This is a genomic window from Lichenihabitans sp. Uapishka_5 (assembly GCF_033947565.1).
In the GTDB taxonomy this organism is placed as follows: Bacteria; Pseudomonadota; Alphaproteobacteria; order Rhizobiales; family Beijerinckiaceae; genus Lichenihabitans.
Map to the genome: position 1 here is coordinate 1 of NZ_JARPVX010000061.1, position 23,272 is coordinate 23,272.

Here is a 23,272-nt window from a genome sequence, read left to right on the forward strand (position 1 = left end):
GCCTTGAATCACAGTCTCTCACGCCACAAAACCTATTAGAGTCCACAGTTCCTAGAGCGGAACCCTGTCTGAGTGAATCGTGATTCCCAAATCGGCTGTGAGGTGATTCAGCCTGTCTGCCGGGCTGGAGGCTGGCGGACATGTCAACAGCTCCGTCGTTTGACCTTCGGGTACGAGTTCTGGCCGCGGTCGCCGGCGGCATGACCCACCGGGCCGCAGGTGAGCGTTTTGGGGTAAGTGCGGCGAGTGTCAGCCGGTGGCGAACGCGTGAGCGCGAGCAGGGTGATGCCCGGCCGAAAGCCTTGGGTGGTGATCGCAAGTCTCATCACATTGAGGCTCACGCCGAGACCGTCCTGGCGGCGCGCGGCCCCGACCGCGACCGCACGATCCAGGAAATGCGCAGCCGTCTCGCCGAGCAGGGTCTCGTGTTCGGCTTCGGCACGCTCCAGCGCTTCTTCCGGCGCCACGGGATCACGCGCAAAAAAAGACTGCCCACGCCAGTGAGCAGAACCGTCCCGACATCGTGAGCCGGCGCGAAGCCTGGTTCGCCGGGCAACTTGATCTCGATCCTGAGCGCCTGGTCTTCATCGACGAGACCTGGGCAAAAACCAATATGGCACGTCCCTATGGGCGCTGCCTCCGGGGCGAGCGCCTCCGTGTCAGCGTCCCGCACGGCCATTGGAAGACGACCACCTTTGTGGGCGCCCTTACGTTACGGGGCTTCATCGCACCTTTTGTCATCGACGGCCCGATCAACCGGGACGCCTTCGAGACCTACGTGGCCAAGATCCTCGTCCCCGAGTTGCGCAGAGGCGACATCGTCGTCATGGACAATCTGCCCGGCCACAAAGGGCCAAGGGTCGGCGAGATGATTGAGGCTGCAGGAGCACGCCTGCTGTACCTCCCGCCCTACAGCCCCGACTTCAATCCTATCGAGAACGCCTTCGCCAAGCTCAAGTCGCTGCTCCGCAAGGCCGCCGAGCGAACCGTCAATGGCCTGTGGACCGCAATCGGGCGCCTTATCGATCTGTTCCCGCCGAGCGAATGCGCAAACTACTTCGCCGCCGCAGGCTATGATGCAACCTGATCGGATTCAGCTCTAGACTGAGGCCACTTTCACCGGGGCGCAAGCGTCCACCTCCCCTGTGCATCGGCACCCGCAAGAGTCCCGGGCGGTTCACGAAATCGATGCCGACAGGTTGAAATGCAACATCCAGGTCGCGCCATGCGACAAGCGGCCGACGCAGCGACGGCGGAACTGAAATTGTAGTTAATGAAAGACAAGTACCTGGAATGACTGCAATGTTTGCCGTTTCAAATCGACTTACGAAACCGGCGTGGGACCGGTTCGCGCGACTAGTAGATATCTAGATATTTGACAATCGCCGGTCCTGCCTATTTCACTGTTCTCCACCGCTGCATTGATGGAGCATTCGAATGTGCCCTTCTGCTGACAAACCCGAAGATTTCTTCGACCCGACGATGGAAGACGAGTCCGAAGGCCTGAAGGCCACGGGCGCGGAAATGGCCACTGGGCGGAAGGAAGCCGCCAAAACGGCCGCGGACGAGGTCCTTCCGAAACTCGCGCTGCTTGCTTCCTTGACTCGGCATCAAGCACGAGCCCTGCGGGCGAACGCGCCGCGCATTTCCGCGCTCTTGATCCATGTGCCTTCCAACGAGTGGATCGAGCCGATGGCGAAGGCCGCACGAGCCATTTCGCGCTGGGACATGGTCCTGGCCTCGAGGGAGGTCCGTCCCGCCAAGAAAGAGGAAAGCGCCTCGGCGATCGTCAAGGCACTTTCGCAAGGTCATCGCGTGCTCGGCGTGTCGGACAACCCGGCCCGCGACCTTCCCTCGTGCCTGCTTGCCGCCGCCGATCACACGGTCACGATTGCACGCCCAAGCGATCAGGTGATCAAGGCGGTGGTGACGATGGTGACCGGCCGGCGTCCCCGAGGAGCCCCGGAATCCTTGGCCCAAGGCCTGAACTTCAACGACATCGTCGCGTGCATTCGCCCAGACTCGACACCGGCGGAATGCATGCGACGCCTTGCCAGTGCGACGGCTTCCAAAACGGTCGTGGACGCCACGCTCGAAGGCGTTCCCACCCTCGATCGACTGCACGGCTATGGAGCGGCCATGGATTGGTGCACAACGCTGATCGCCGATCTCGACGCCTGGAAACGAGGGAGCGCACCCTTTCCCACGAATTGTCGGGCGGTTTTCGCGGGGCCGCCGGGCACGGGCAAGACCACCCTGGTGCGCAGCCTCGCTCGCACCTCGAAGCTCCCGCTTGTCGCCACGTCCGTCGGATCGTGGTTCGCCGATTCGCCGGGCCACCTGGACAGCGTCATAAAGGAGATAGCGAAGGTATGGGAGACCGCTCGGGCCCTGGGCACGGCCGTCGTGCTCGTCGACGAGCTGGACGCCTTGCCTAATCGCGCCACCATGGACGCTCGGGGGCGCGATTGGTGGACTCCGGTGATCACGTACGTCCTCACCTGCCTGGACAGCGCGACGTCGGGTGTGACGCGGAACCTGATCATCGTGGGAACGACGAACCATGCGGCGCAGCTGGACACTGCCTTGATCAGGCCGGGCCGTCTGGAGACGGTCATCCACGTGGGATTTCCCGAGAAGGCCGTCGAACGGGAGGCGATCATCCGCACGCACCTCGACGGCCAACTCGAAGGCGTGGATCTTTCCTCCGCTGCCTTGGCGACCGCCGGAATGAGCGGCGCTGACCTCGCGGCCCTGGTTCGAAACGCCCGCAGGCGCGCCGGGGTCGCCGGCCGCGAGGTTTCCGTCCCCGACCTCATGGAATGCCTCTTCTCGGATTCATCGTGGTCGGAGGCGGATCGGCTGAGGTGCGCGATCCACGAGGCGGGGCATGCCGTCGCGGCATGCGCGACAGGCTTCCTCATCGACACGGTAAGGGTCGTCGAGCGACTCGGCTCGGCTGGCGAGGTGTCCTACGTCCAGGCATCGCTCCCCAAGCTGCCGACGCGGGCGGATCTTGAAAGCTGGGCCATGGTGGCCCTTTCCGGGGCGGCGGCCGAAGACGTCGTCCTGGGTTCCCGCTCCGTCGGACACGGCGGCACCGCGGAGTCGGACATAGGGCAAGTCACGCGGGTGATCGCCGGCCTGCATGCTTCCTATGGCCTCGGTGAGACACTCTCGTTTCGCGCTCATCCGGACGAGGTCGGGATCCTGCTCGGCCAAGATTCGGAATTCCGTCGCCAGGTCGACATGGAAATATCCCGACTTTATTCCGAGGCTCTCGACCTGCTGCGCACTCACCGGCGTGCCGTCGAATGGCTGGCGCGATCGCTGACGACGGCCCGCGTGATGTCGGGGGAGCAAGTCCGAGCGGGCCTGCATCGCTTCGGGATGCCACCCCGACACGGACACATGGCGACGCCGCAAGTCGACAGGGGGGCCGAAGGCTCCTTCGGCCCCCCCGCCTTTCCCCTTCAATTGCCACCGCGTGAAGGACTGCTTGGCGTCGCCGCGTCAGGCAACGCCGGATGCAACCGCAATCCGAAAGCCGTGCATCCGTCGTTCAGTCGTCCGCGCCTGCATCTCGCAGGTCCCTACGTCCGTCCCAAGCGGCGTTCCCCTTTCCGAAAGGACACAGAGCGGCGCGGTCGGGGCTGAGGTTCCCTGCCCGCTCCGTGCGACCCTGCTTCATCGTCTCCCCAGCCTCAGCGGTTCCATCAAGGCCACGCAAGATCGTTTATCCCCAGCTTTTCCAGCCGAACCCCTTCCCGAGTTTTGGAGCAAGTCATGTTGCACGAGAACGAAGTCTTCAAAGGTGACACGGGAGTGAGGCTGCCGCAGCCCACGAACCGCAGGCCAACCGCGAGCAGAGCCGAAGTCCTGCGGCAGCGACTTGCCAAGCTGCCCTCATCGCGCTCCCTGACGTCCAGGGTTGCCGAGCGACGGTGCCTCGTGGGCAGCGAGGCCGAGGCAAGGCTGCGGCTGCAACTCCCGTCCAAGCCGATCGAGAAGCGGCAGGCATTCGGCGTCGGCGTTCCCGCCGAATTGCCGCCCACTCGGATGATGCGCAGCGTGACGAAAGTCCGAAATCCCTTCTCCATCTGTGCAGTGCTCGAGCCGGACGAAGGAATTGGCCAGGCTGAATGGGAAGACATCATCAACTCCCTTGGCATCGAGCCGATCCGCTGACGGGAATGTCCTTGAGGGCGGGAGCCGCTGGCCACCATTTGCAACGGTGGGCGGCGCAGCGCTGAAACTCGCCTGAGATCCACTCAGCAAGCCAGACGGACGGTTGGCCAGGCGGATGCAGTTCAAGAGGCTCGGCTCCGTCTCCCGTTATGTCTGTAACGCCGCAATGCCTTTTGCGGGCCTGCAAGCAACGTCGACGGATCCGGCAATGTCGTTCGGTCGGCGGAATGTACCTCTTCAGATGTCCACGTCTTAAATGTCGGATCTACATTGATCCACCCCGCCCATGTGCGACGTCGGTCGTCGCGTGTCGCTTCGCGGCTGGGCGGGCATTTTGGGGCAGCCGATAAGCTCGATGCGGGAGAACGCCGATGTTTTTCACCTCGGACCATCATTTCGGACACAGGGCGATCATTGAACTGTGCGCGAGGCCATTCGCCGACGTCGACGAGATGAACGAGACGATGGTCAATCGCTGGAACAGGGCCGTCGGGCGGCATGACGAAGTTTGGCACCTTGGCGACTTCGGATTTCGTGGCGGCGGGGATCTCAAGAGGGAGATCTTCGACCGGCTCAACGGCAGGAAGCGGCTCGTGATCGGCAACCACGACAACGGAGCGACGCTCGCGCTTCCCTGGAGCGCCCCCCCGGTTCACCTCGCCGTCGTGCAGTCGGCCGGCAAACGCATCGTGATGTGCCACTACGGTCTCCGCGTCTGGCCCGGCTTACACCACGGTGCGATCCACCTCTATGGCCATTCGCATGGCAAGCTACCCGGCAATTCCCTGTCGCTGGACGTCGGGGTGGATGCCTGGGATTTCAGGCCTGCATCGATCGAAGAAATTCGGGAGCACCTGGGCAACCTTCCGGCCTACGCCGATCCGGAACACGGGTGAGTTGCAGCCATCCCCGACCGTCGACCTAGTCGAATCCGCGTCATCTCGACAGGACAGCCCAATGCCACGCGGCGCACGCCCGGCTCGACGGCTCGACGGCTCGGATGCTCGGACGCCGACCATCTTCTCGGAAATCCACCGGACTGGAGCTTCATCATGCACTCGATGACGAAGACTAAAGCGATCCACGAACCGCATGAGGACGAGATGGAAAACCAGGCATTGCGACTCGAGCGCACCGGCCGATTCAAGATACTTCGGCGGATCGAACCGGCTACCCCGGTCGACTTCCTCGGGCATGTCGGTTCGCAACTTGGCGTGTTCGTGGACGTGGAAACCACCGGATTGAGGGCCGATGTCGATGAGATCATCGAGGTGGCCATGGTGCCCTTCTCCTACAGTCTTGCCGGCGAGGTGCTTGCGACTCACGTTCCTTTCTCGGGCTTGCTGCAGCCCTCAAGCCCCATCCCACCGGCGATCACCGCCCTCACCGGTATCGACGACGACGCAGTGCGGGGGAAGACCATGACGGCGGCTGACCTGCCATCGTGGCTGGGGAGATCCTCACTGGTCCTGGCGCACAACGCTGCGTTCGACCGCAGCTTCCTGGAAAAGGTCTTTCCGGTCTTTCGGGAGCTGCGTTGGGCCTGTTCGCACCAGGATGTGCCATGGAAGGAGGAAGGCCTCAAGTCGGCCGGCCTGGAGGCGGTGGCGGCGTCCTTTGGCTTCTTCTACACCGCCCACAGGGGGTTGGACGACTGCTGGGCGGGGGTCGAGATCTTGGGCCGCCTACTGCCCAGGTCAGGCCGCACCGTGTTGGATGTCCTGCTTGCCCGGATCGACCAGCCGAACGTCAGGCTCTGGGCCCTCGGTGCTCCATACGCAGGCAAGGAAGGGTTGAAAGCGTCCGGGTACAGATGGAACTCCGGCGAAAAGGGCGGTCCCAAATCGTGGTACAAGGATTTCAGCGACTGGAGCGAAGCGCACGAAGAAGCTCGCCGCCTGTGTGACGAAGTCTATGGCCGGCATGTGGATCTGCCGTTGCGCGAAATATCCACGACAGATCGGCACTCGCCGCGCTCGTGGCTTGCATCGGGCTGAGCCCAGCCCAAGCCGTACACCTGCGATCCTGCCTGCCGACTTGGCGTCGATCATGCGCTCGAGAGGCTGGACGCACGTTCAAGGACCTATCGGTGCATTCCGACCGACGCACCGCTCACTCGCCGACAAGCCCCAGAATGGCCGTGACCTTCCACCCGTCGGGGGAAGCCGCCGGATCTCCCGCATCGCCGCCGCGGCGACCTTCTTCCTGATGCATGACTTCGTTCTGACCTCGTCCGAGAGGGCCAGCCGACAGCCCAGATCGCTTGGGGCTCACACCTTCAACGCGCGTTCTCTTCCATCTGCATGAACGGGTCTCAGGGTCCGCCTGGACCATTTATTTCGTCCTCCGTCGGCCTGGGCACACGGAACCAGTCGAACACATCCAGGACCGCAGGCGCGTGGAACAACCGGTCCCGCCGGCCGCCCGTTGCCTCCGATAGAAGGCCAAGGTCGACCAGCTTTGCAACGGCGTTGTTGACCGACGCGAAGGTTCCGCCCAACACCCGCGTGGCGTCCGTGATCGTGAAGGCCGGGCGGGTGAGCGCGAAGGGCACGATCCTGTGGATCGCCCCATCGGACCGAAAGCACCCTGTGACGTCCCGCCATTCCGTCTCGATCGCCGCCAGCCGCTGCAATCTCCCGAGGTTCGCCTCTGCCCCCTGAGCCATGAAGCCGAGCATCAGCCTCGTCCACCCCAGCATGTCGCCGGAGATGCGGGCGCCCTTGAGCGCCTCCACGTAGAGTTGCTTGTCGAAGTAGACGCCTTCCGAGACGAAGGCGCTGGTGGCCCGAGTGACCCCCTTGCGTCGGAGGACGACGGGAACAAGCAGCCGTCCGACCCGACCGTTGCCGTCCCGGAACGGGTGAATGTGCTCGAACATCCAATGCCCGAGACATTGGCGCGCCACTTCGTGCACACCGCCATCGTTGTCCATGACGAGCCGCTGCCACTCGTCGAGCAGGGCAGTGACCGACGACGGAGCTGCGTAGGCGAACATGCCGCCCGGCGAGTCGGGGTCCATCGTCCGGTTCGGCCGTGCTTTCCACTCCCCCGCGTCTGAGGCTTGTAACGGCGAGCCCCGCTCGAAAAGGCGTCGATGCAGCCGCCGGCAAGTCACGGGCAGGCTATGGTCGGCGGCTTCCTCCGTCGCCTCCACGAGGGCGGCCACAGATGCAGCATCCGCCACGTCCGGGGCCGACTTGAGCGAAGACTCGTATTCAAGCAGGTCCGTGAAGGTGGTGGTCGAGCCTTCCGCACCGGCGGAACTGACAGCATCCAACCGGGCGAACAAGCGACCCACAACGCTTGGCTCCTTCCATGTTGCGAGGCTCTGGTCGAAACGCCTCACGGCATCGGCGGCACGCTCGACGAGGTCGATTACATCCTTCTCAGAGGGAGATCGAGGCGTCGATGGGTGAAAGCACCTGACCCCCATCTCCGTCTTGTAGAAGCCCGAAACCATAACCATCCCGCAAGCTATTATAGCCTAGCACTTTACCCCAGGTCTCCGTCCGGCGCCATCTCGGCTTGCAAAGTATGCTTTGGTGCGCCGCTCCATGTTGGTGGCGGTCGCCGTTTCGTCCAGGAACACGACGCGCTCGGGGTCGAGGTCGAGCTGCCCCTCGAACCACGCCGCGCGCGCCTCCATCACGTCCGGACGGCCTTGCTCGGCGGCGTGCAGATCCCCTTTTTCCGTGTGATGCCGTGGCGTCGGAAGAAGCGCGACAGCCCGCTCAGGCTCGCCGTGGCCCCGTTCTCTTCCAGCGCGTCCTTCACCTCGCGCAGATAGATCGACGGCCGTGCCGCGCAGGCCTGCAGGATGGCAGCAGCATGCGCTTCGATCCGATGCGAGTGCCGGTCGCCGCCCATCGGTTTGGCGGCGATCTCGCCCTCGGCCCGAAACCGCGCGTGCCAGCGGATCGCGCTCGCCTTGGCGACCCCGAACCGCTCCGCCGCCTGTTTGCACGAAGCACCCGCCTCGATGGCGGCGACCACTCGCTCGCGCAAGTCCAGAGACAAGGCTCGTGCCATCATGCCCTCCGTGGTCAGGACACTATGGAATCACAGCGGCTGTCTGACCGCTACCTCGGTCGACTCAGTCCGAAAGGCAGCAGCTCTAGCCGAGGCGCAGGTCGACAATTACACTGCCAACGGAGCGGCGGAAGCTTTCGCGCTGATTTTGGAGGCGGCATTCGAACGCCAGCTCAGCGCCTGGGTGCGCGCGGTCGTCTCGGACGTTGCCGCGCCGCGAGGCGGCAGGAACGCTCGAGCAGGAACGCTCGATACGAAATCCTTTTGAAGCTCGGCGCGATGCACGCGGGCCTCAATTTGGCCACCCTGGGCCTCGACGCCTTCCTGGCGGAGCTACTGCTCGTCGGCAATGTGGTACGCCATGGGGAGGGCCTCTCATGCGAACGATTGCGCGTCCTGGCGCCTGCCCGCTGGATCTACGATCCGTCCGAGTACGTCGACATCGCCAGATGTCCTCCATCTCAAAGCGAACTCATGCGCATCCGCGATATCGACTGGCGCGCTACGTGCGTGCGGTGGTCCGATTTTGGGGCCATGCCGACCCGCTGCCGACGGCGTCCTCGAAACTGGTTCTGTCGTCGCAGACGGGCCTTCCCGTCTCCTCCAGCGTTCCTGCCACCATTGATTACGCGAGTTCTGGATGAAGGGCAGTGCGAGGGTGTTCGCGAAACACGGTCCAAGAACTCACGCCCTGTTCGCTCTCACCGGTATCGGCAGGTCGGCAACGTAACGGCGGATGTGTGGGGGTCGCATGAGGTTTTCGCCGAGGTAGCGCAGGACTCGTGAATTGAGGTCGAGGGCCCAGTCCCGCAACGCGTCGACGAACACCTCCGCCTCGTCGCGGGACGCGCCCTCGACGTCGTCTTGGATATGTACCTTGTTGCGGTATCGTCTGAGCGTATGCAGGTCCCCGTAGACGCCACCCCCAAGTCGGTCCAGAACGCGATACTTGCGCATGACGTCGATGACCGAATTGAACTTGTCAATCTTCTTTCCTTCGATTTCCCTGCGGTCCGCCTCGGACATGTCCGGAACGCCTTCCCGGTTGTTCTTTTGCGCACGGTAGATGATCTCCGACAGCGCTGCTTCCAGGATGGCCCCGACTTGCAGGACTATCGGCTTGTTGAACCGGCCTGCTTCGTTGGCTTGAACGAGATCGCAGAGTAGCTGGGTATTATAGACTAAGTTGTCGCCTACTTTGAAGTCGCCGACGAAATTCCCCGCCACTGTCTCGATGTTGAACGACATCCGCTTCCTCCCGATCGGAATTTGATCTATGGCCTTGAGATCGGGTCGATTTCTGACTTCAGAATGTTACCTTATGATTACTCGCGTCGGTTTGACGCCGGTATCCATGCTGCGCGGATATGAGACGGCGGTCCCGAGGGGAGCAAGCCATTTGGTCCTTACTGATGGGCGCGCTGCTTCAGGAACGCCACGAAGGCGCGCAACGCCGCCGATTGGTGGCGGCGGCTCGGAAAGTAAAGGAAGAGCGCCTCCATCGGGGAGGACCAGTTTGGCAAGACCCGCACCAGCGTTCCAGCCTTGAGGTGGTCCGAAACGCTCGTGGCCGGCGCGCTGAGGATGCCGAGGCCCCTCACGGCCAGATCGATCTGCGAGGCGAGGTCGTGAACGATCGTCGCCGCGGGCGTGGTCTGCCCTCATCGGGTGATCCGGGTTAAATGTTAGTTCAGGGTCGGTCTTGGCGCTAGCGTGAGCATGGCCGGCGGAGCTGGTCGGGGTTGCGCAGCCGGTCATGCGGCGAAGGCAGGCACAAACACCTCCGGCGCTGGTGGCCTGTAATCGATTGAGCTGTGTGGCCGCGCCGTGTTGTAGTGCCGACGCCAGCTCTCGATGACGACCTGGGCTTCGCGGTGCGAGTAGAAATCTCGCCGTCGAGGAGTTCGTCCCGGAGGCGGGCATTGAACGACTCGACCTAGCCGTTCTCCCAAGGACTGCCCGGGGCGATGTAGGCGGTCTTGGCACCGACCGCCTTGATCCAGTCCCGCACGGCTTGGGCGACAAACTCGGGGCCGTTGTCGGAACGGGCGTGGCCCGGCACGCCGCGCAGGATGAACAGGTCGGAAAGCAAATCAATGACGTCGACGGCCTTCAGTTTGCGGGCGACCCGGATGGCTAGGTATTCCCGGGTAAATTCGTCGACCACGTTGAGCATCCGGAACTTGCGACCGTCATGGGCGGAGCCTGCCAGAGGCTCCGCACAGCGAAGCTGTGTGGAGTGGCAGCGGAGGGGCGGTCTTCAATGAGGTCGTAGGACCACACGTGATCGCGGTGCTCGGGCCGGATCAAAGACCGATTCCAATCCCGCATCATGCACCGCTTTTATGACCCGGCCCGGGTGAACATTGTTCTCCCGAGCCATTTCAGTGATCGATACGTAAGTCGCTTTGAACGCGTTCACCGAGGCGCGCGGCACCACGTCTACCGGACATCGGTTGATTGGATGGATCTGTCGTCGGGTTGGAAAGACCCCGTTCTAGATCGATGCCCCCATCACACGGTAGGATGTCTGCAACTCGGTGGTGACCTCGTAGTGGAGAAGACCGTCGAGCGGCTCCCGACCACATGGCCCTTCAAGGCGACGCTGTCGATTAATATCGCAGCGTAGACCTTCAATCCGGCTGCCTTCCCGACGCGAATACGCCGGTCGACGATGAGCCAAGACGATGGCGTCAGCCGTCATCTTGGCTCGGATAAGAACTTGGCCCAGGTCTCGGCGGCCATGCCCAGGATCGCAAGACCACACCAAAGGCGAGGATGAATGTCAGGATCCTTGCAGGGCTCATGGTTGTACCCCTCTTTGCAGGATGGCGGCGATCTCCCGGCCCTCGGCCTCCGCGACACGGCTCGCGGCCCGCCACACCAGAAGGCGGTTGACCGGATCGCGGAAGTCCCAATCGGGATCGTGGTATGCCTGAAGCTGCTCCGCCAGCCGGACGGCGACTCGGCTGACGTGCTGCGGCTCCGGCCGATATCCGTCACTCATCGGTTCCAGCTCCACTCGACCATGCATTGCAGGATTTCGCCAGGCAGCGGGTCGCCCTGCCGCTTCGATTCTCGTATCGCAGCCGTGCAGGCTTCGCGCCGCCGAATACCCTCGTCGATGTCCCGTGGCGGCCCCGGCCACGCGAGCGCCTCCGTGGACGTCCTTTCGCATGCCCAGCACTCCAGCAGATAGCCGATGCTGACATGGGAGACGTGGTGGCGCCGCGATGCCGATCGGAACGCGGCTGCGACCGCCAGACGGGTGGTCATGATGCGGGGCATGCCGTCCGTCACGCTATCTTCCTCTCAACCCGCGATTTCATCGCGGCCACGATGGCGTCAGGCAGGCGCTCGCCATGTTAACGGGCAGCACGGAGCGTGGCCATGAAGGCCCGCTTGCACGGTCGTGCCTCCTCCACGTCGTGAGCCGCTTCGACCAGCATCTCGGGCCCCGCTCGATGCCCCGGGCGATGCAGGCACGATGTTTCCATGATCCTGGCCTTCATGCCGTACCGGATCTCGGCCCTGGAACCTACGCCCGCTTTCGTGAGCGCGCGTCATTGACGGGTTTTCCGCCTGACGACTGATTCGCCGCGTCGAGGCCGGGGAGTTCGACGTTCTCCACCCGCTCCACCAAGGCCCGGCTCCGGAACGTCTCGGCCATGGTGGCCTTGGCCCGTTCCAGGGCATCTCCCACGCCGGGCACCATGGTGCATGGGAATACGGGATGCGGGGCGACCACAAGGCCGAAGTAGAAGCGCTTCGAATTCCGCCAGGCGAGCGGTAGGTGCTTCAGGTTCGTCGAGCCACGAGCGCCGGCGGCAAGGGTCAAACCGGGCGGCTGCCCGGAGCAGCGCAGCGGAAGGACTGCAGCGGTCTCGCCACGACCGTCGCAGCCCCTCTGCGAGGCTGGGTCCGACGCCGTACCGGCTGGCCGACGGCGACTTCCAACATCACCCCACCCAGAGGAAGGTGCAGGAACGTGCCGTTGCACTCCAGACCCGTCGCCGATCGAACCGCCCTGGCATAGAGGGCCAACTGGGCGGCATGCTCTTGGGGGCGCGCGTCCCAAAGGCTAGTCAGCCCAGGAAATACCTTGTGGTCCATGACCACGAACCACCCGTCGCCCTGGAGCATGAGGTCGAGACGGCCGACGATCGTCCGTGCGCCTGCCGAGGCATTCACCGCGACTTCCCGCCTGACCGTCACGTTGGGGAAGCGCACGTCGATCCACTGCCACAGGCGGTCGGCCATGCAGACCAAGTCCTCCGGACCGAGGCAATGGGGCACCTGCCATTCCGTGAGCAGCCGCGCTGCGGAACCTTCGCGCCAAGTTCGGGAGTCTCCCATCCTGTCCGACGCGATGAACGCATGCAATGCCGAACCGAGTTGTCCCATGTTCCCTGCCTGCCTCAGCCGCACCCGCGGCCCGAGTTCGTGCCGCGACAAGGCTCTCAGACGGCCCGTGTTCCCTGCGGTGCTTGGAGCGATGCGAAGCGGTTCGAACAAGCGCTTCGCCAGGGTGGTCGACGACCATGTCCACTCCGTCCTCAAGCGCTCGCTGGAAGGCGCGGGAGCCACGTCCATGCTGCGGATGGGATGGATCCGTTCCGCGACCAGGATTCGCCCTTCGCCGGCGGCGGGGGGCGGCACCAAGTGGTCGGATCCGACGTCCAACGTGCGCAGCCACTGATCCTGTGTGTCAGGACATGTGATTAGAACCAAGTGGTCACGGGCGCGGGTGAAACCGACGTAGAGCAGCCGCAATGCCTCTTCCCGCGCGCGCCGGCCGGCGATCCGGCCCACGTCGCTTCCAAGCGCGCACGCGTCGAGGGGAATGCCCTTGGAACGGCGACCGTATGGCCATGGCCAGAACCTTATCCAACGATCCGCCAGCGGATCGCGCCAGTCGCCTTCGGCCGAGGTCTCGGCCGTCGGGGCGAAGAGCGAGACCCGAGGCGGCACATCGAGTTGGCAACACACGACCAATGGCCACTCGAGGCCCTTCGCGGCATGGTACGTGAGGACGTGGACGGCGCCGGATCCGGCCCCTGGCTGCGGGAAGTCGTCCTGGGCGATCCAGGCGCAGAAGCCGCCGAGCGTCACGGGACGGAGGTCGAGGCCGCACCTGGACACGTATTCCGGCACGAGGCCTCGGACGGCCTCAAGCAGGGACGAGCCATTCGTCGTCGACTGCCAACGCGCCACGGCGTCGTGAATGCCACCAGCGAGCAGCACCGTGTCGACCGCCTCGGAAAGCGACATGTGGATCAACGGCTCCCGCAGGTCATCCAAGTCACGGGCGAAGGGCACGAGTGCGGCGAGAGCCGCCGTCGGATCATCCGTGCCGAGGGCGTCGAGCCATGCGGCATCGCGCTCCGAGGGTCCTGCCAACCGGGCCAACTCGGCCAGGGCAAGCCTGTCGTTTCGGTCCCAAGCCCAACGGAACGCCGCGCGCGCGAGCTGGCCTTCCGGCGTTTCGAAAAGACCGTTGCCGCTGGACGCGGTCGGGATCCCGACCGCAGCCAACGCCAGCATCAGTGCCTTGACGTCCTCGTTGCTTCGGCAGAGCAAGGCGACGTCCTCGGGGCGCAGATCCCGATCCACTCCGTTCGATTCCACCGGCCAAGCCGCCGGCGCGGCCAATGCCGCGACGATGCCGCCGACTACCGCTGCGGCCTGGGCCTGCTTGCCGCGCTGGAAGGTGCGCCAGACCGAGATCGGTGGGGCCCTGCCCTCGCGCTCCTTCCTGCCACCTTCGGAGAACGCGATCTCGCCCCTTGCAAGGCCAAGTGCCTCGAAGCCGGGAACGAAGCAGTCCGCGACGAAAGAACGGATCCCAGGCCTGCTCCTCCAGGATGTCGAAAGCGTTCCGATGTCGCCGCCGGACGCCCGGGCTGCGCCACGCCCGGCGGCGAGTGTCAGCGTCGCGTCAGTGGCCCTGAAGGCGAAGATGCTCTGCTTCGGGTCCCCCACCCAGATGCTTCGATCCGCGGCCGAGGCCATCGCGAGCATGAGGCTGATCTGCATGGGGCTGGAATCCTGCATCTCGTCGACGAGCACCAAGCCCAAGCGCTCTTCCAGGGCCGCGAGGTTGGCTGGATCACGGAGCGCCTTTAGAGCGAGCGTTTCCTGGTCCGTGAAATCCAGGAGCCCCCTGTCTCGCTTCAGTCGATCGTAGGCGTCGAGCGCTTCCGCTGCGCAGTGGAAGGCCAAGGACACGTACCGCGTGAGGTCGGCATGGAGGCGCGGGTGACCACCATGCACAGAAGCCGCGAGCGCCACGCCTGCGAACAGCGCTTCGTCCGACTTGGCTGTACCCGGAACGGCTAGGCTGGCCCATGCCGGCCAGGACAGGGGCTTGCCGTTCCCCATCGTGACGCCTGCTTCGCGCAGGCTCTCCGCCGCCGGGCGGCTGCCTGCCCTGAGCTTGTCCATGCCAGTCTGTTTCATGCTCCTCTCGATCTGGGCGTTAAGGCAGGCGTCGAGATGCGCACCGTCGTTCTTCGGATTCGGCAGGAGCGCAAGGAGGCCTTCGATGGAGAGCAGCGCTGACTTGCCCAATTCACCGGCCCCGATGCCGTTCGCCCGAGCCAGCGTGACGATCTGGAAGATCTGCTCGCGCCAGTCCACATTCCGGTCTCGAAGGCCGAACGCCTCGGCCAACACGTTCATGTCCGGAGCCGCTGACGCCATCGCCGGGCCGGCAGCGACATGGAAGAGCCGTCGGGCATGCTCCTCGTCGACCACTCTCACATCGGGCGAAATCCCGAGCTGCAAGGCGAACTCCCTGCAGAGGTGCCCGCACACGGCATTGATTGTGCCCACCCGCACGCTTGCGGCCTGAGCGGACGCCTCGGGTCCCGCCTCGAGTGCCAAGTGCACCGTCAGCCTGCTGGCCAGTTCTCCGGCTGCCTTTCGCGTGAAGGTCGTGGCTATGATGCGCTCGGGCGCCATGCCGTTCCCTATCGCGTCGGCGATGCTGCGAACGAGGAAAGTCGTCTTGCCCGTGCCCGCCGAGGCCAGCACCGTGTCCACGCGATTCAGGGTGGCTGCACTCACTTCATCACTCCTTCGGAACCCTGCAGATCACGCGCAGGTTGCAGAAACGACAGGGCGAGCGTTGGTCGCCACGGCGGGATGCCGCCCGTTCGGAACCGCGAAATGCGTCGCTCGCCGCGGCCACATGGCCACCTGACCATGCGGCCGCGAGGACGGCAGCCCTGTCGGATGCCACGCTGCGCCAAGTTTCATCGAGCGACCCGTTCGCCGACACGTGCTCAGTCGCCAGGCTCAAGTCGTCAGCGCCGATGAGCTTCTCCTGTCGGATCAGGTAGTAGCCTGCGTGTACGTTCCCTCCTGCCACCAGGAGCTGCCTGTAGGTGGCGAGCTGGACGGCGCGGCCCGAGGATATCTCGTCGCGACGAAAGCCGGGAGCGGTCGTCCACTTCAGGTCGATGATCGCCAGCGCGCCGCATGCCTGGCTCACGACCATGTCGATGCGACCCCTGACATCCACGTGCCCGAATGCCCCGTTTCGGTCTATTTCGGTTCCCAGAACCGTCGCCCCGCGGTCGGCGAGTATTCTGGCGAGCGATTCCATCGAACTTGGGATCCTCGCGGCGGCGAACGCCAGGGCGGCGGTCGCCTCGGGTAGCCGGAGAGGGGCGGCGATTTCGACGACAAGCCGATCCAAGGCTGCCTGAGCCGAGACCCTGACAGATCTTGGGTCAGGGACTTTGCCAGCCTCGAAACACGAGCTTGCGACCGCATGGGCGAGGTCGCCGATCAGTCGCTCCGTGGCCGGTGCTACCCTGTCTCCACTTGGCTTCAGCCCCGCGACTCGGCCCAGCAGCCATCGCAACGGACAGCGGGCCAGGTCGTCGAGCGTCGTCGCGCTTTCCACCCGACGTTCGATCACCGAGGCCAGCCCCAAGGGCACCGTCCAACAATCCCTCGCTTCTGCAAGCCGTCGCGTTGGTTCTCGGACCCGGACGATGTCATGGCCGGCGAGGATCGACCTTTCGCTTCGCAGGGCGGAAGTGGCGTCGAACTCGATTGGGGCATCTTGGAACAGGGGCGTTGCCAAGGCACGGACCGCATGGGATCCGCCATCCTCACCGGCGTCGATGACGACCTCCACGAGGACGAGCCGCCTCCCTGCATTGAAGACGGCCTGGAGCGTTTGTCGGGCGGCGCGGCGCCGCTCTGCCACGGAGTCCGGCATGCGGCAGCCAACTGCTTCCAGCAGCGCTCGTTCGTCGGGGGTCCACGGCGAAGTGTCCGACGGCGACAGCGTCGTGGAGCGGTGCCACCAGACGACGGTTCCCGCCCTTGCCCAAAGGGCGCCAGGGAGCGGGACAGCGCGGTCGTGGGAAGCCTCTGCCTGTCGGGAAGGCGTTGCAGCGCCGCTCGCGGCGGCTACTGCCATTCTCTCGATCAGGGATGCTGATAGATGCGTTCGATCGAGCACGGATACGGCAGCGGTCAAAGCTGCAGCCATTTCCGCCGCTTCACGCCTTGAACCGGTGGTGTCGCCATTCGGTAATGCCCAGTTGCCAACCATGCCACAAATGGCAACGACCTCGTCCCTTGGAATTCCGGGGTACCGATCGAATCGGGCGAAGTCGATCCACTCCCGCCATGCAAGCGCGCCTCGATTGCCGCTTCCGGATGGAGCGGCGGCCTCCTCTCTCTTGAGAAGATCCCAGGCGTCGCCCCAGACCGGCCCCCCGAGGCCGGGTTCACGGGCGAGCGAGTCGGCAAGGACGCGGGCAACTCGCTTGGGCAAGGGCGAGCAGGGCAGTTGCAGAAAGCGCAGGACAGCGTCGACATCGAGGGGGCGCCAGAGCGTGGCCACCAGCGCGGGAAGCACGTGCAGCGCACCCCGCTGCGCTGCACGCTTGGAGTCCGCGAAGGTCGGCATCCCCCTTCGCGCCACGGCGACGTCGATCAACGACAAGGCATCGGATGGCGCTATGACGACGGTGCCTCGCCTGTCCCGAGGTCCAGCCGCGAGCCATTCGGCTATGACCTCTGAGGCATCCAGAGACGTCCTCGCCCGCACGACCGCGAGGCTCCCGTCACCGACCAGCGGCTCACGCGTGCCGACGTAAAGGTGGCGTTGCAGCCGCCCAAGGTCGCTGTTTCTCGCCCCGCGTGGCCGTGAAGGATGCGCCGAGATCCGGACACCCGCCTGGGCCAGTGCGGAGAAAAGATCTCGCCATCCTGGCGGAATGTCGTCGACGTCGTCGAGTAGTTCGACGGTGTCGAGCGGGATGGAGCGGCTGCATCGCAACGATTCGATCACGGAGCGAAGGAGGTCCGACTCGCCTGCCGGCAAGGTGGGGCCTGCGTGCACCGCCGCCGCGAGATCCGCGAGGCGTGTGCCTGGGGGGGTGCACGCCGCGGTCCATCCTCCACCGACCAAGCTGTCCCTCATCGCGAGCGTAGATTCCGCGGTCGACCATGGATCCACGCGGATGGATGCCGACCAGAACCTCAGGGCGTCGGACACTGCGTCGAGCTTGGCCAGCCAAGTGGCGACCCGTACGACCGTAGGCACGGGCCGAACGGAGACGCCGAGGTGAAGGGTTAGGAAGCCGAGGAGCCCTGAGCGGCCCAGGACCAGCTGATCGACCGAACCATGGACAGGCCCGGCATGTTCTGGGAAGGGGCGGCCCACGAGGTCGAAGCCGAACACGATGCGCGCGGCGGGCGGGCTACAGGCAAGTCGAACGCGAGCATTCGAACGCCTCGACCTCGCGCCATCATGGCTCCTGCGGTCCTCCTGCATCCCTTGCCGCGAGGCAGCAAAGCAGCTTGGCGTCCCTTCGCGCAGGTGGCGACTCCTCCGTTGTGACATGGGTCTGCATCTCCATGCGAAATGTCGCTCAGCGTCTCCGTTGCACCGGCGTGCAATGCGTGCACGGGCGAAGCGAGAATGCGACAGGGAGCGACAGATGGATATTTAGATATTCACAATTGTCTCGACATCAACGCCTGTACCGAAGGCAAAGGCTGTTCTGGTTAACTGGTGCCCCGCTGGACGCATCGATGCCGGGGCAGGAGAAGGAGAAGCCACGACGTCGAGGGGCTGACGTGGATGGGACTCTGCCGGTTCAGGGCTCCGGATCAAGCCCCGCGGTCTTCCTAATGAGATCGCCCGGCATTGTCAGGCGACGAGCGACGCACGCATGGCCGCCACGAGGTCGTCGGCCGCCGTGGAAGGGTCGCGCGCAAGGTCGAAGGTCAACGTCGTGACCGACACCCTCCCGGCCTCGATGGAACCCCGTCCGACCGGCACCGGATGGATGAGGAAGGCCTTGTTCACGTCGAGTGCGGTGGCGTAGGCGACAGCCTGCTGGACGTCGGACTCCACGAGTTGGGTCTTGTACTTGGTGTCCAACACGGCCTTCGCGCGGCCATCGACGTCCACGACCACGAGGTCCGGCCTGAACCGCATTCCCGCGCCGAGGGACAGCGTCGGCTTCTCGACGAGCCGAAGTCCAGGTCGCAATCGCGTCCGCAGCAAGGCCGCGACCGCCCGCTCGAAGATCGTCGGCATGTCGAAGCCGAACTGCGGGAAAGGCGCCGTTCCCTCGTCGGCAGTGGGCCCGATCCCTTCGAGGAGGAGAGCGCACATCGCGTGGAGCGCCCCGTAATCCTGGTCCGCGCCGGCGTACGCGCGTCCCCTGCAGCGATCGGGAATGTAGCTCCGGTGCGACGTCATCATGGCCAACAGGCGCTGGACATGAGCGACATCGGTCGCAAGGCTCCTGTCCTGAAGGCCGATGCGGGAGACCTGGAACAGCGTGAAGGCCAAGATGCGATTGTCGTCGATGTCGACGGTGAGAAACCGTTCGTCCCAGCAAAGGGATGGGCGTCCCGATGCGAATCTCAGGGTGGAGTCTCGAAGCCTCAGTCGGCCTCGGGGTACCTGTCCCGTGCGGATGTCATGGACGTAGTCCTTCCGCAATCCGCGAGCGAGCCGGTTCGAGACTGCCCGCACCAGTACGCGAACGACGGCTTCCATCGCATCCTGAAGCGTACCGGCGGGGACCAGAGCCAACTCGGGCTCGCGTTCCAGGTCGCCGCCGGCGATCCGCTGCAACTCGAAGATGCGCGGTACCGGCGTCTTGGGCTTGATCCGGACGACGAGCCGTTCGGCGACCATGAATGACCCGACCCATCCCCTGGGTCGAAGCACCCATTTGAAGGCGTTGGCGGGACTGGGCCAGGACACGTCCACCCGCAAGCGTTGATCGGAGGCGATGGCGAGAGCCTCCGAAGGGTCGAGCGCCGAATGCGGGAGGAAACTGTCTGCCTGCTCGTCGAGTTCGATGACCCTAGCTGGAGCCATCGACGGGATCTCGCGAGGGGAACCATGATCGCAGTCTCTCGCGTACGGGCTGCCATGACCAACGTCCTGCGGCCTCGGGGCGGCCGTGCATGATCTCGCGAATGTAGGGCTCGATCTCCCCCTGCCAAATGGCGGACATCAGATCGGGAAGGTTCTTCCCGCCTCCCATGAAGAACGATATCCCGATCTCGAAGTCGGGATCGGCGATGTCAGTGTTCAGTCCCGTGAGGATCGAGATTAGTGGTTCCGAGTCGATCCCGTCGCGTTCGAGGCGACGGCGCAGGATGCCGTAATCCGGCGCCAACCTAACGAAGGAGAATCGTCTTCTCAGGGCATGGTCGATCAGTGCGATGGATCTGTCGGCGGTGTTCATTGTGGCGATGATGAAGACGTTCGCGGGCACGGCGAAACGGCCGTCGTCGGGGCCGTTGGCCAACCTGATCCGGCGTTCACGGTACTCAAGCAGGTACATGAGTTCGCCGAACACTCGGGCCAGGTCGGCACGGTTGAATTCGTCTATCACGAGCACGCATGGATCACCCGAGGCTTCACGCGCCAGGTCGCAGAAATCTATGAAACGACCTGGGCGGATCTCGTAGGAAAGGCTGCCGTCGGACGTCACGACCGGAGCCAAGCCGGACACGAAGTCTTCATAGCCGTAGGCTGGATGGAACTGGACCGTGTCGACGAAGCCTCGGCCGTCACCGACCAACAGACGGCCGAGCCGCTCGGCGACCCAGGTCTTGCCGGTTCCTGGCGGGCCCTGGATCACGATCTGGCCCTTTCGCTTCAGGCGGGCCAGCCATTCGATCGCGATCGCCGATCCCAATCCCGTCTCCGCCTCGAACTGATCGTTCCCATAGGGAGGTTCCGATCGTTGCACCGGAGCAGCCTCGACCACGACCAGGGTTCCTTCGAGAACGAGTCCGCCCAGGGTGGTGTCGAACCTTACGTCGGGCCGAACGAAGAAGCCTTGGATGCTCCAGCCCCGTTCCGTTTGGCCATACACGATCATGGCCTCGAAAAGACCGCTGGCGACGAGTCGTTCTGCAGGTCGCAGGTAGGCTTCGCGTTTGCCGAGCGCTGGAACAAGAGCGAGGCCAAGGGTGGGCTTGTCCCTGACGACGCTGGGCTGCCCGAAGCGTACGTCGAAATTACCCGGCTTGCTTACCCAGAAGCATGCCACCTTCCTCATCGGCAGTCCGGCCCGTTCGGCAATCCAGCCTTTCACGACGTCGAACTTGGTGACGCTCGTCGCGCTCAAGTCGACGGTCGCCAGCATGGCTTCCAGTTCGAGAAGCGCCTTCTCTCCGGCTTCCGCCATCCACCGCCCTGCCTCTTGTCGCCGATCGTCGTGAAGCTAGACGGAAGTCGTTGACGCGCCGTTCCTTCCCGTGGTGGATCGGTGGGACGACGAAGTCCGACGGAGCGTGACTTTCGAGCATGGAAGACCGAGCCCCATCGATGCCCTCTGGTCTACCCACCGATCCGGCTCGCTCAGCACTGATGCGGCGGATCCGTCGGAAGGGAACGGCTCCTGAACTGCTCGTAGCGGGAGCTTTGAGGAGCTTGGGCCTTTTCTATCGCAAGAACGTCTCGGGACTGCCGGGAACCCCCGATTTCGTGAACCGCCGGCAGGGTTGGACGATCTTCGTCCAGGGCTGTTACTGGCACCATCACCGGTGCAAGCGCGGGACGGTGCCGACGCGAAACCAGGGCTTCTGGATCAAGAAATTCGCCTCAAACAGGCGAAGGGACGCACGCAATGTTCGTGAACTGCGCAGAAAGGGCCTGCGTGTCCTCCTCGTCTGGGAATGCGAGGCCTTCGCGGGCGAGCCCATGCTGGAGAAGCTGCGTAAACTGAAAACGGGAGGCACTCTGGAAACTCGCGAGCGTGACGACAAGACTTGCGAGTGATCAGTTTCAAGGTCGACCGCTGTCTTTTCCGCTGGGCGGATCGATCCCCGGTTGACACCGATCGAGGCGGACTCGATGACCTTCGCGAAAGCGACGCCGCCGAACCCAATCAGGTCACCGTAGGCTCATGCCCGGGCATCAGGCTATCTTCCTCATTCGTCCAGGCTCGGAATCGATCACGTGGGCCAGGTGCGCCTCCACCGCATTGATGAACCCGGGTGCGAAGCGGAGCGTCGCGGAACGCGTCCGCGACAGGAAACCCGCCGTCGCCCTGGCGCTCAAAGGCTCGCCCCCGTACCGGAGGAACGATGCGAGCGGCAATGATTTCTCGCCGACCGGATCGGGGCCGATCTCCACACGATGTCGAAGTTTGCCGTCGAAGCGCGCCGCTTTGGAAAGCGTCCCGGTAGTAGGGAAGGCATCGTCCCTCGACGTGTCATAGGTGCCTGGTCGATTTAGGCGCTCACCGATCCACGCGGCCACGGGAACGCTGACCGCACTCCCGACGAGACTCCAACGATGTCCCGCCTTCGCTACCTGCTCGGCAGGCTTCGTCCAATCCTCGGCGAATCCCTGCAGGCGCTCCCCGTCCCTTACGTCCGGCTTGATGATGCGTCCGTCGGGAAGCAAAATTGCCGGCGGAGACGGAATTCCGATGGTCGAGCCGTTCTTCAGGGTCGGAGTCGCGTCGACGGCCCAACCGAGGCCGCCCCGTCCCTCTGTCCAGTAAAAGCCGTGTGCCAGTCGACCGAGGGAGGTGGTGGGTCGCGTGAATGGCGAGTCTTCCGTAAGGAGTACATCCGCCGGATCGGCTTCGTTGGAAGCGAGAAGGTAGACCCGTTCACGCCGCTGCGGCAACCCGAACCCGTTGCTGTCAACGACTCGCCACGCCCACCGATATCCAAGATCCTCCAGCACGTCCACGATGGTGCGCATGGCAGCGCCCTGCCGCAGTTGGAGCATGAATGGCACGTTCTCGATGAGCAGCCACTTGACCTTCGACGCAGCCGCAAGGCGGAACACCTCCCCGATCAAGCCACTCCTCGCGCCTGCGAGGCCCTGCGTCATACCCGCTTGGCTCAGGTCTTGGCACGGGAAGCCGGCGGTCAGTAGCGAGGTCTCTCCAGGAAGGCCGACGAGTTCCCTCACGTCACCGAAGGGCTCGGCGCGCGGTAGCCGGGCGGCCAGGACGGCACGGGCCGTTGGGAGGATCTCGCTTGTCAGGACGGTTTCGTGGCCGGACCGAGCCAACCCCACCTCCAGGCCACCTATTCCCGAAAATAACCCGACCGCCTTCATGAACCCTCCGAAACACACGCATTGCCAGCATACCGCAGGCGACGACCATCGACAGGAAATACTTTGAATCGACCAGTTTTCCTGTTCGGGGCGGCCATATCGAAGGGAGGTCGCATCCGTGATGGCGCATCCGTGACCCCTGATCCGATCGCCAGCCGGAGGCCGTCATGAACCGGCCACTCGATCCGACGAGCTGCAGAGGCCGCGACTCCTCTCCCATGGCCAGGCACGTCACGTCTGAACCGCCCCGGGTTTGCCGGAGGCATTGGGTTGTGAGTTACGCTGCCATATCGATGTTGTCCGCGGCAGCATAATATAGTTCTTCGGCTTCGGCAGGCGGGATGTTGCCGATTGGCTCGAGCAGTCGGCGATGGTTGAACCAGTCGACCCACTCGAGGGTGGCATACTCGACCGCTTCGAAGCTGCGCCACGGGCCACGCCGGTGGATCACCTCAGCTTTGTAGAGGC

Annotated in this window: 18 protein-coding genes and 3 pseudogenes; 7 read left to right on the forward strand and 14 right to left on the reverse strand. The window is 64.3% G+C overall.

All coding sequences use genetic code 11. The features are described 5' to 3' along the window. Nucleotides 1-140 precede the first annotated feature (140 nt). The 5 genes from P7D22_RS16965 (at nucleotide 141) to P7D22_RS16985 (ending at nucleotide 6,185) form a co-directional block, all read left to right on the forward strand. Nucleotides 141-1,087, forward strand: a protein-coding gene (locus P7D22_RS16965; protein ID WP_319935440.1) for an IS630 family transposase whose coding sequence is annotated in 2 segments (ribosomal slippage) — nucleotides 141-477 and nucleotides 477-1,087 — 948 coding nt in all. Because the reading frame shifts where the segments join, the coding sequence is not laid out codon by codon here. A gap of 350 nt (nucleotides 1,088-1,437) precedes the next feature. Further along, nucleotides 1,438-3,657, forward strand: a complete 2,220-nt coding sequence (locus P7D22_RS16970) for an AAA family ATPase (RefSeq protein WP_319935441.1) — start codon at nucleotides 1,438-1,440, stop codon at nucleotides 3,655-3,657. A 129-nt stretch (nucleotides 3,658-3,786) separates the two neighbouring features. Then, entirely contained in the window at nucleotides 3,787-4,188 is a 402-nt protein-coding gene (locus P7D22_RS16975) for a hypothetical protein (protein WP_319935442.1), read from the forward strand. Between the two features lie 371 nt (nucleotides 4,189-4,559). Then, on the forward strand, nucleotides 4,560-5,084 hold the full coding sequence (locus tag P7D22_RS16980) for a metallophosphoesterase (RefSeq protein ID WP_319935443.1): 525 nt from the start codon (nucleotides 4,560-4,562) through the stop codon (nucleotides 5,082-5,084). Nucleotides 5,085-5,240: 156 nt separating this feature from the next. Beyond that, a complete protein-coding gene (locus P7D22_RS16985) occupies nucleotides 5,241-6,185 on the forward strand; it encodes a 3'-5' exonuclease (protein ID WP_319935444.1) in 945 nt (314 codons plus the stop codon). 317 nt (nucleotides 6,186-6,502) lie between these two features. On the opposite strand, the gene P7D22_RS16990 is transcribed toward P7D22_RS16985, so the two are convergent. Together P7D22_RS16990 and P7D22_RS16995 are read right to left on the reverse strand one after the other, a co-directional pair. Continuing rightward, on the reverse strand, nucleotides 6,503-7,657 hold the full coding sequence (locus P7D22_RS16990) for a Fic family protein (protein ID WP_319935445.1): 1,155 nt from the start codon (nucleotides 7,655-7,657) through the stop codon (nucleotides 6,503-6,505). 78 nt (nucleotides 7,658-7,735) lie between these two features. Then, nucleotides 7,736-8,220, reverse strand: a pseudogene (locus P7D22_RS16995) (helix-turn-helix domain-containing protein); the annotation flags it as partial. A gap of 1 nt (nucleotide 8,221) precedes the next feature. Between P7D22_RS16995 and P7D22_RS17000 the strand changes: the two are divergent. Further along, nucleotides 8,222-8,488 (forward strand): hypothetical protein, encoded by a 267-nt coding sequence (locus P7D22_RS17000; RefSeq protein ID WP_319935446.1) that lies wholly within the window; start codon nucleotides 8,222-8,224, stop codon nucleotides 8,486-8,488. 416 nt (nucleotides 8,489-8,904) lie between these two features. Here P7D22_RS17000 and P7D22_RS17005 read toward each other — a convergent pair whose 3' ends face one another. The 10 genes and pseudogenes from P7D22_RS17005 to P7D22_RS17050 all read right to left on the reverse strand — a co-directional run bounded on the left by P7D22_RS17005 (nucleotide 8,905) and on the right by P7D22_RS17050 (nucleotide 20,912). Beyond that, nucleotides 8,905-9,468, reverse strand: a complete 564-nt coding sequence (locus P7D22_RS17005) for a hypothetical protein (RefSeq protein WP_319935447.1) — start codon at nucleotides 9,466-9,468, stop codon at nucleotides 8,905-8,907. 158 nt (nucleotides 9,469-9,626) lie between these two features. Further along, a complete protein-coding gene (locus P7D22_RS17010) occupies nucleotides 9,627-9,857 on the reverse strand; it encodes a LysR substrate-binding domain-containing protein (protein ID WP_319935457.1) in 231 nt (76 codons plus the stop codon). 48 nt (nucleotides 9,858-9,905) lie between these two features. Next, a pseudogene (locus P7D22_RS17015) lies at nucleotides 9,906-10,533 on the reverse strand (integrase core domain-containing protein); the annotation flags it as partial. Between the two features lie 490 nt (nucleotides 10,534-11,023). Next, complete coding sequence (locus P7D22_RS17020; RefSeq protein ID WP_319935448.1) at nucleotides 11,024-11,227, reverse strand: hypothetical protein; 204 nt, start codon at nucleotides 11,225-11,227, stop codon at nucleotides 11,024-11,026. Continuing rightward, nucleotides 11,224-11,520 (reverse strand): hypothetical protein, encoded by a 297-nt coding sequence (locus P7D22_RS17025; RefSeq protein ID WP_319935449.1) that lies wholly within the window; start codon nucleotides 11,518-11,520, stop codon nucleotides 11,224-11,226. The genes P7D22_RS17020 and P7D22_RS17025 overlap by 4 nt, the downstream gene beginning before the upstream one ends. 238 nt (nucleotides 11,521-11,758) lie before the next feature. After that, nucleotides 11,759-12,058 carry a hypothetical protein gene (locus tag P7D22_RS17030; protein WP_319935450.1) on the reverse strand — a complete coding sequence of 100 codons (300 nt, stop codon included), beginning with the start codon at nucleotides 12,056-12,058 and terminating at the stop codon, nucleotides 11,759-11,761. Beyond that, nucleotides 12,055-15,288, reverse strand: a complete 3,234-nt coding sequence (locus P7D22_RS17035; protein WP_319935451.1) for a UvrD-helicase domain-containing protein — start codon at nucleotides 15,286-15,288, stop codon at nucleotides 12,055-12,057. The genes P7D22_RS17030 and P7D22_RS17035 overlap by 4 nt, the downstream gene beginning before the upstream one ends. 4 nt (nucleotides 15,289-15,292) lie before the next feature. Beyond that, on the reverse strand, nucleotides 15,293-17,536 hold the full coding sequence (locus P7D22_RS17040) for a PD-(D/E)XK nuclease family protein (protein ID WP_319935452.1): 2,244 nt from the start codon (nucleotides 17,534-17,536) through the stop codon (nucleotides 15,293-15,295). 864 nt (nucleotides 17,537-18,400) lie between these two features. After that, nucleotides 18,401-19,588, reverse strand: a complete 1,188-nt coding sequence (locus P7D22_RS17045) for a 5-methylcytosine restriction system specificity protein McrC (RefSeq protein ID WP_319935453.1) — start codon at nucleotides 19,586-19,588, stop codon at nucleotides 18,401-18,403. After that, complete coding sequence (locus P7D22_RS17050) at nucleotides 19,575-20,912, reverse strand: McrB family protein (RefSeq protein WP_319935454.1); 1,338 nt, start codon at nucleotides 20,910-20,912, stop codon at nucleotides 19,575-19,577. Before P7D22_RS17050 ends, P7D22_RS17045 begins: the two co-directional genes overlap by 14 nt. A 140-nt stretch (nucleotides 20,913-21,052) precedes the next feature. On the opposite strand from P7D22_RS17050, the gene P7D22_RS17055 reads away from it, so the two are divergent. Further along, nucleotides 21,053-21,505 carry a very short patch repair endonuclease gene (locus tag P7D22_RS17055; protein ID WP_319935455.1) on the forward strand — a complete coding sequence of 151 codons (453 nt, stop codon included), beginning with the start codon at nucleotides 21,053-21,055 and terminating at the stop codon, nucleotides 21,503-21,505. A 138-nt stretch (nucleotides 21,506-21,643) separates the two neighbouring features. On the opposite strand, the gene P7D22_RS17060 is transcribed toward P7D22_RS17055, so the two are convergent. Continuing rightward, entirely contained in the window at nucleotides 21,644-22,804 is a 1,161-nt protein-coding gene (locus tag P7D22_RS17060) for a DNA cytosine methyltransferase (RefSeq protein ID WP_319935456.1), read from the reverse strand. Nucleotides 22,805-23,081: 277 nt separating this feature from the next. Continuing rightward, nucleotides 23,082-23,272 (reverse strand): annotated as a pseudogene (locus tag P7D22_RS17065) (IS3 family transposase); the annotation flags it as partial.